Source organism: Anaerovibrio sp. (assembly GCF_024697385.1).
In the GTDB taxonomy this organism is placed as follows: Bacteria; Bacillota; Negativicutes; order Selenomonadales; family Selenomonadaceae; genus Anaerovibrio.
The window spans coordinates 1-8,407 of sequence record NZ_JAILFV010000175.1 but is presented as its reverse complement, the minus strand read 5'-3'; the positions used below and the strand labels follow the sequence as shown (position 1 = coordinate 8,407).

Here is an 8,407-nt window from a genome sequence, read left to right as displayed (position 1 = left end):
TATATCTCCCCCAGTGTGTCCAGCTCGCCGGACAGATATCTGTCAATATCGTCGATATCAATATATAATTTACAGTCAATATCCAGATATCCCTGTTCCTTGCCTCCTGACAGGTTAACAATATCCATCAGCTTTTCCCTCAGTTCACGGCATTCGCTGCCCTTGGCATGAACATCCAGCTTAATCTGTGGAATCCCATATTCCCTAAGCACTTCTTCCAATGTCATTCTCTGCGACATAATCAAAACACCCTTTCATTTCTATGCTAAATAATCTACTGTCAATATCCATCATTCACACATTGAACTTTTTGACTTTTTTATTATACCATAACAATAATGCAAAAGAAAATACAACAAAAGTTCATCTCCATTTCAAAATCTTTTTCCTGACCATTAATCATTATGCAGCTTCAAATGATAAAAGGGTGATGCCGATTGGCACCACCCTTTATTTATTTCTTGTATTCTGCAGCTATTTCCTGAAAACTTCTTTTACCTTCAATGTAATCCAAATATACTATTTCCGGCGATTTTCCATGGTACACCTTACAAATACCGCATATATCACAGTTACCACGACAATAAAAGTTATCATAGATATACTGTTCTCTTTCGGCAGCTGTTGAATTTTCAATTTCAGGTGGCTTACCCATAAAGATCCTCCTTCAGGTATTTAGAAGTATCTGCTCCGGCCATCAGGCAGCTTTTCTTATTTTCCTTTGCATGGCACATTATTCATACCGCTCATCAATTACCCGCTTGCTCTTCTTTTCACTTCTAGGCAGCAGCCCTATCTCCACCACCTTGACCAACGGAGTAAATCCTATGCGGCTCTTGACCCTCTGGGCAACCCTTTTTGCCATATCCAAAAAATCCACGCTTCCGTTTGTCTCCACATAAATACGCATGGTATCCTTTCCGTCCAGATGGGAAATACGGATCTGATACTCGCTGGAAAGCTCAGGGAATTCCCCAAGAATTTCCTCAATCTGCTTAGGAAATACATTAACGCCCTTGATTTTCATCATATCATCTGTGCGTCCGGCAATCACATCAATCCTTGGGAACTTGCTGCCACATTTACACTCACCCGGTATGATACGGGACATATCGTGAGTACGATAACGAATAAGCGGAGCCCCCTCCTTTACAAGGGTGGTTATAACTATTTCGCCCCACTCTCCATCAGGTACCGGCTGCAAGGTTTGTGGATCAATGATTTCAAGATAGATAAAATCATCCCAGTAGTGCATGCCACTTTCGTACTTACAGTTAATGCCGATGCCAGGTCCATAAATTTCAGTAAGACCATATATATCATAAAGCTCTATTCCCAATTCATTGGATATACGGTCTCTCATCTTCTGCCCCCAACGCTCAGAGCCGATAACACCTTTTTTGAGCTTTATTTTATCCTTTATGCCTCTTTTTTCAATTTCCTCGGCCAAAAGAAGTGCATAGGATGAGGTTGCACATATTACTGTGCTGCCCATATCCTGCATCATCTGGAGCTGTTTGTCAGTATTTCCCGGCCCCATAGGCACACACATAGCACCCAGCTTTTCACAGCCTGCCTGAAAGCCAATACCTGCAGTCCACAATCCATATCCCGGAGTAATCTGCAGACGGTCCTTATTGGTAATTCCTGCCATTTCATAGCAACGGGCAAACATTGTTGCCCAATCATCCACATCCTTTTGAGTGTACGGAATAATTACAGGAGTTCCTGTAGTACCTGAAGATGAATGTATCCGGACAACCTTTTCCTCAGGAGCCGTCATGAGTCCTAATGGATAGGCGTCACGGAGGTCACTTTTCTCTGAAAATGGTAATTTTTCAAATTCCTCTGCACTGGACACATGATGTATTCCGGCTTCCTCCAACTTTTTTCCATAAAAGCTGTTGGCTGCCTCCAGATCATCAATACGATTATTCACCAGTTTGAGCTGTTCATCATTTATTTTCATGGCTTATACTCCCTTATCAATTACATTTTTGGCATACTCCAGAGCCCTGAAATTCAATTCATGAAACCTGGAAGGAATCCTGCTGACTATCACCTGACGGATATCCTCTGAACAAAGTCCCAAAGCACCGCTTTCCACTGCGGCCCCCAGGAGAAGCAGATTCAGGACCTTGGTAGATCCCAGGTCACTGCAGGCCTTCGGTGTATCTATTACAATTACATTGTCCACCTTTGCTTTGATATAATCCAGCATCTCACTGCCATTATAGTTTGATCCTGCCAAAGCTGCTGTTACCGGCATTACCGGTTTCGAACTGACAATGACCTGACCGCCTCTTTTCAGGTAAGGAAGCATTCTCACTGCTTCCCCAGGTTCAAATCCGATTATAATATCAGCAGCTCCCTTGGCAATCATAGGACAATCCACATTATCACCCAATCTGAGGTGACTAAAAACACTACCGCCTCTCTGGGCCATACCTATAGTCTCAGCACTCTTAACAGGAATGCCCCTGTTCATGGCAGCACCGGAAATCAGTTTGGAGGCCAAAACTGTTCCCTGGCCACCTACACCACACAGCACAATGTTTTTATTCATTATCCTCACCCCCAATTGCCAAAGCAGGGCAAATCTGGCTGCACAATCCACAACCAGTACATAGTGAGTCGTCTATTACCACCCTGTCATCGCGTATTATAAGTGCAGGACAGCCAATCTCCCGTATGCACTTACGGCAGTTTATGCACTTGTCCTGATTAACACTGAGGCATTTATCCGATTTAACAATAGCTATACATGGAGATTTAAAGATAATTGCCTTCACCCCTGGCTGTTCTGCAGCCCTTGTTACGGTGCTTACGGCTTTATCATACTGCAATGGATCGACGGTCTCCACAAATTTAAGCCCAATGCCCTTTAAAATACCTTCAATACTTACTTTATCCACCACATCACCCATCATGGTCTGACCGGTCCCCGGATGTGGCTGATGACCTGTCATGGCGGTTGTAGAATTATCCAATACCACCAAAGTCATGTTTGCCTGATTATAAACTGCATTTATTACCCCGGGAATTGCCGCTGCAAAAAAGGTTGAATCACCAACGAAGGCAAAACAAGCCGTATCTGGCTCCATATGCCTTACTCCCTGGGCTATCCCCAGGCCTGCTCCCATACAAAGACAGGTATCCACCATATCAAGAGGCATGGCATTCCCCATGGTATAACAGCCAATATCACCACAAAAGATTGTCTTTTTCCCCTTCATGGCCTGCTTTACAGCATAAAACGATGCCCGATGCGGACAACCGGCACAAAGTACAGGAGGCCGTACCGGCAATACAGGCATTTCAGCTAATTCATTCCCGGCCACAGCAGCTGAATCCGTGATGGTCAGCCCCAGGAAAGAAGCTATATTCCCCTTGACGCTGTCAATACTATTTTCCCCTGCTGTATGGACATGCCCGGACATTTTGCCATAAATTTTCACGGGCAGTTGATATTTGCCACAAATATATATGAGTTCCCGTTCAATAACCGGATCAAGCTCCTCAATGCACAACACCTCATCCAGCCCCGCAAGGAATTTTACTGCCAGCTCCTCGGGAAAAGGATGTGGCGTAGAAACCTTCAACAGCTTCACACTGCCCAGTTCACGCAGGGCCTCACAGGCATAAGTAAAGCTGAACCCACCGGTCGCTATACCCTTAGCGGGAAATTTACTATCATCATTTAATATATAATTTCTGCTGTATGCAGAAAAAACTCCCGCCAGCTCTTTATTTCTTTTTTCAATATCCATATGGGCCTGATAGGACAGCTTGGGAAATATTACCCAACGCTTCGTATCCTTTACAAATCCTTCTATGGAGTTTACATGATAATCATTTGGCTCCTTCAAATCAACAACAGCATAGCCATGTGAAACCCTGGTTGTAGACCTGAAAAAAACAGGTGTCCTATATTTCTCAGAATATTCAAAAGCCTCCTGCACCATTTCATAGGCTTCCTGAACCGTTGAAGGATCAAAGCATGGCAGTTTGGAAAACCGTGAAAAATGCCGTGTATCCTGCTCTGTCTGGGAAGATATAGGCCCTGGGTCATCAGCAACCAAAATCACCATCCCACCCTTAACACCTATGTATTCAAGGCTCATCAAAGGATCAGTGGCTACATTAAGACCTACCTGCTTCATGGTTACCATTACCCTGGCTCCCGTATATGCAGCACCGGCTCCTACCTCCATGGCTACCTTTTCGTTGATAGACCATTCAACATAAGTATTGTCAGGGCGTCTTTTAGCAACAGTTTCCAACACCTCTGTAGAAGGCGTCCCCGGATACCCTGCCACCAGATTTACTCCGGCAGCAATTGCCCCCATAGCAATCGCTTCATTGCCCATTAAAAATTCCTGACCCATTGTACCTCTCCTAGCTACAAATATTTTCTCTGTCAGCACACATACTTACACTGGCAACAAACCTATTTTACCATATCTATGTGCTAATAACAAAAATATATTTCCATAATACAAAAGCCGGAAGGAAGCAACGAACCACCCTCCGGCTAAAAAACAATATAAATTTATTAATTGGTATAACCTAGTCCTCAGGGATAACCGGTTTGCGTCCCTGCCGCAGTTTTTCAATCTCCAGTCCTGGCAGTGTAAAGCCACGCCCCATTACCTCGTTGGCAGATATGATAATCATAAACGCACTTTCATCAATTATATCGACAATGGTCTTTATTTTTGCAATCTGTGTGGTTTTCACCACCACAAAAACAACATTCCGTTCTTTTTGGGTATAAGCTCCCTGCCCATGCAGGAATGTAACTCCACGGCCCACCTCATAAATAATCCCGTCAGCAATCTCAGCCGCCTTGTCAGATATTATCAGGACTGCCTTTCTGTGATTTATACCGGCAATAACCTTATCAGTAATATTGGCCGACACAAACATTCCTATCAGGGTAAAAAGCGCCTGAGTGACATCAAACAGAAAACCTGCCACAACTACGATCATGCAGTTGAAGGAAAAAATCACAGCTCCCATATCAAAGGAATAATATTTTTTTACGATGGCCCCGATAATATCAAAGCCACCGGTACTGCCATTATTCCTGAAAACAATCCCATATCCTATACCACACAGTACACCGCCAAATACAGAGGACAGCATAACATCCCCAACCACATGCAAGGCACTGAGATACTGAGTAAGATCCAGGCATACAGAAAAAATAACTGTCCCCACTATCACATCCGCCAGATACTTCTTCCCCAGAAAATAATACGCCGCTATCAACAGTGGGATATTATATACAAATGTCTGCACGCCCAAGGGAAGTCCCCATAAGAACAGCACAACCATTGATATACCCGTAACACCACCGGTCAAAAGATTGGATGGCACATAAAACAGATTTATTCCACAACTGCTGATCAAGCATCCCAACACAATAAAACCATATCTTTCAATCAGCTTCACTCGACATTCAGCTCCTTGCACAGCCAAAATATTTTATCCATGGTTAACGGTTGCTGAGGCAATAGCCTCTATGAGGTGGATAATAACCCATAAATCACCGGAAACCAGACTTGAGTTTAATGGAAACATCCCCCACTGGTCAAGTAAAATTTACAATTTTTTTAAAAGTTGCGGGTACATGTCAAAACATAAGTCCTCTTTGCCATTGGATACCCATATATCTCACAATACTGCTTATCCAGAAGGTTATATATTGTGAAATTCATCACTGTTTTCTTATTGAACTGTTTTTTGAAGGAAAGATTGTGCACCACATATCCCCCCATATCCACAGCTCTTTGTTCTGTAGGCAGGGCAGCAGGATAACCATATACTGCCTTCTGTTTTCCAGTATAGGTCACATCATAATTAATCCCCCAGCCATTCTTTTCAAAGGAATATCCAAGGGAAATCATATGCCGCGGACGATAATCCAACTGATCAGACAGGGCCACCTTATCCCATGAAGCAGCACCATCCTTGGAGGTATGCTGGTGAGTATAATTGAAGTAAACTGACGAATTATCATCAAAATTATACCTGTTCTCCCATTCAAAGCCCCAGATCTTCACTCCATTCAGCATGTAACAGTTAAATGGCTTGGTATGCACAAAGCTGATAAAGGAACTGTAATTCTGATAAAACAGTGACAGCTTGCTTTTATACTTCGTACTGAAATCATGCTCTATTGCCAAATCGTAGCCCCATCCCTTTTCAGGCCTGAGGCTTCCCTCTGCATTATGATTCAGCGGGGACATGCCAATCCCCTTGTAATACCAGAAGAATTCAACCATTGAAGGTGCACGCCATATGCGGTTGACGGAAAAAGAAGTAGTAGTTGCCTTATCATTCCTGAAGGTTGCCGTTACCTTTGGTGACAGACTGCTGTCGCTAAAGGACTTGACCGCAACAGCTCTGCTGTCATCCCTGTCCCCCTTCATGGAATCGTATCTGACACCATAATTAAGGGACCACCTGTTATCCATCAGCCAGGTATCACCCACATAAATCCCATAAACATCGGCCTTTTGAGAAGGATATAATGCTGAAGCCCCCTCAGCATTGCTGTCATACCAGCCATGGCCATATCTGTATCTGGTATAATCAGCCCCGAAATACAGCTCATGCTTATCATTTAATATCCTTGAGCCCTTGTATATATACCCCTGAGATTGATCAGTAGAATTATTGCGCTCAAATAACAGGGTACCACCGGATTTTTTGATTTCATGTATCTTTTCATTTACCCGCCAATAGGTAAAACGGTCTGAGCCCTTGGTACGCTTGGAATCATAGGAAATATCAAAGCTGTTGCGATAAGTTCTGGTACGGCTGCCATCTCCGACTTCCGTGGTTTTGGCATTACTAAAAGCATCCGCAAAATTTGTTATTGGATAATAATCATTATAGTCTGCCCTATCAGGACTGTTTATTACCACCAGTCCACGATCAGTGCGGACATGCTGAAAACCAACCCTGACAGTATCCGTTTTGTTCACATGGTAATCCAGCCTGAAACCATACTGACGGTTGGCATAATCAGCATTGCGCAATACAGCGCCCTTATTTTCGTACAAATAATTCAAGCCAAAGTCAAAGGCCCCGGCAGTTCCATTATAGTTAAAAGCGACCTGCTTATATTTATAGGTACCATATGACCTTTTCAGGGTTCCCCCGGATTTTCTTCTGGTAATAATATTGATGACACCACCATTTACCTGACCATATTGCAGGGATTTGGCTCCCTTGATGATCTCAATCCGTTCGATAGCACTGAATGGCATAGCATCCCAGCTGAAATAGCTGCCACCCATTACGCCGGCATTACGCTGAGGAACACCATCCACCAGTACGGTATACCTGCGGCTGTCATGGCCCCTTAGCTTAAGCGTCATATCCTCGGCTCCGCCCCCGGAAGCCCTGTTCTGTATCTGTATACCGGCAACGCCCCGCAGAAGCTCCGGTACATTTTTGGCCTGTCCGCGATAAGACTCCATATCTATAACCGTATCCACGGAATCACCAGCATATTTATCTCCATACACATCAACCACTTCCTCACCCATGTCAGCAGCAGCCAAGCATGGTGCCGTCATAAGGCTGATACATATCAAGCTCCCCCAAAAACCCGTTTTTTTCATTTCACACCTCTTATTTCAAAATAAATCATGGTCCCCAAAAGCCACCTTTAGGCGTCCCACCAAAATAGGAATTAATACGAGCTGCATAACTATCCCAACAGCTCCTCCCCATATTCCTGCCAAAACATATAACACAGGATCAGCCTTTATCTGCAGCCACTCTGCAAACAACGCCAACATCAAAATACAGGTTATCCTTCCGGCCACCATGGCTCCCAACATGGATACAAACAACCTCAGCCTGCATTTTTTATACAAAAATCCGCTTAAAAAGCCATAAGTCGCCAATTCAGCAGTCATCATAGGCAAAATAGGAAATACCGGTGGCATTCCGGTCACCAGACTGCTTATAACAGGTACAGCCACCCCTACTGCCAGTCCGTATACAGGCCCCAACAGAAGCCCACCCATAAGCACGGGAATGTGCATAGGCAAAAACAGACGACCACTGGCTCCCAGCATGTGGAAAGCAATCGGCAAAAGTACGCCCACTGCTATAAACAAGCCCGCAAAAACTATTTTTTTGGTTCTCATACCATCACATCACATATTCAAAAAACTCAGCTGCAAATCAGCCACACACCTCTTATTGTGCCATGTACCATAAACAATATCAAGCAGGAAGCATCTTTTTATAACGCCATTGTTCAAATTTTTCTTCTTTAGAAGAAAAATCTTCCAATTAGCGTTTCAACGAGCTGGGAGATATGCTCGCCAGCTGTTGTAGTTTGTTTTCCCCCACCTAAAGAGGAAGGGGACATCTTAAAGCT

Annotated in this window: 8 protein-coding genes; all 8 read right to left on the bottom strand. The window is 43.9% G+C overall.

Annotated elements, in window-relative coordinates; all coding sequences use genetic code 11:
- A partial coding sequence (locus K6C05_RS09230) for a hypothetical protein (RefSeq protein WP_296733955.1) occupies window positions 1–239 on the bottom strand: 239 nt, incomplete at its 3' end.
- Between the two features lie 215 nt (window positions 240–454).
- Window positions 455–655: a hypothetical protein gene (locus K6C05_RS09225; protein ID WP_296733952.1), complete on the bottom strand. Its 201-nt coding sequence runs from the start codon at window positions 653–655 to the stop codon at window positions 455–457.
- 78 nt (window positions 656–733) lie between these two features.
- The gene (locus K6C05_RS09220) at window positions 734–1,969 is read right to left on the bottom strand and encodes a phenylacetate--CoA ligase (RefSeq protein WP_296733951.1); all 1,236 of its coding nucleotides are present in this window, start codon (window positions 1,967–1,969) and stop codon (window positions 734–736) included.
- A 3-nt stretch (window positions 1,970–1,972) separates the two neighbouring features.
- Entirely contained in the window at window positions 1,973–2,566 is a 594-nt protein-coding gene (locus tag K6C05_RS09215; RefSeq protein ID WP_296733948.1) for an indolepyruvate oxidoreductase subunit beta, read from the bottom strand.
- Complete coding sequence (gene iorA, locus K6C05_RS09210; protein WP_296733946.1) at window positions 2,559–4,388, bottom strand: indolepyruvate ferredoxin oxidoreductase subunit alpha; 1,830 nt, start codon at window positions 4,386–4,388, stop codon at window positions 2,559–2,561. The genes K6C05_RS09215 and iorA overlap by 8 nt, the downstream gene beginning before the upstream one ends.
- Window positions 4,389–4,569: 181 nt before the next feature.
- Window positions 4,570–5,457, bottom strand: coding sequence for a YitT family protein (locus tag K6C05_RS09205; protein WP_296733943.1), 888 nt, complete (start codon window positions 5,455–5,457; stop codon window positions 4,570–4,572).
- A gap of 161 nt (window positions 5,458–5,618) precedes the next feature.
- Window positions 5,619–7,637 carry a TonB-dependent receptor gene (locus K6C05_RS09200; RefSeq protein WP_296733940.1) on the bottom strand — a complete coding sequence of 673 codons (2,019 nt, stop codon included), beginning with the start codon at window positions 7,635–7,637 and terminating at the stop codon, window positions 5,619–5,621.
- Between the two features lie 15 nt (window positions 7,638–7,652).
- The gene (locus K6C05_RS09195) at window positions 7,653–8,171 is read right to left on the bottom strand and encodes an ECF transporter S component (RefSeq protein ID WP_296733938.1); all 519 of its coding nucleotides are present in this window, start codon (window positions 8,169–8,171) and stop codon (window positions 7,653–7,655) included.
- Window positions 8,172–8,407 lie beyond the last annotated feature (236 nt).

Coding starts and splice junctions, on each gene's coding strand:
- K6C05_RS09225 (WP_296733952.1), bottom strand. CDS start 655: ATGGGTAAGCCACCTGAAATTGAAAATTCAACAGCTGCCGAAAGAGAA.
- K6C05_RS09220 (WP_296733951.1), bottom strand. CDS start 1,969: ATGAAAATAAATGATGAACAGCTCAAACTGGTGAATAATCGTATTGAT.
- K6C05_RS09215 (WP_296733948.1), bottom strand. CDS start 2,566: ATGAATAAAAACATTGTGCTGTGTGGTGTAGGTGGCCAGGGAACAGTT.
- iorA (WP_296733946.1), bottom strand. CDS start 4,388: ATGGGTCAGGAATTTTTAATGGGCAATGAAGCGATTGCTATGGGGGCA.
- K6C05_RS09200 (WP_296733940.1), bottom strand. CDS start 7,637: ATGAAAAAAACGGGTTTTTGGGGGAGCTTGATATGTATCAGCCTTATG.
- K6C05_RS09195 (WP_296733938.1), bottom strand. CDS start 8,171: ATGAGAACCAAAAAAATAGTTTTTGCGGGCTTGTTTATAGCAGTGGGC.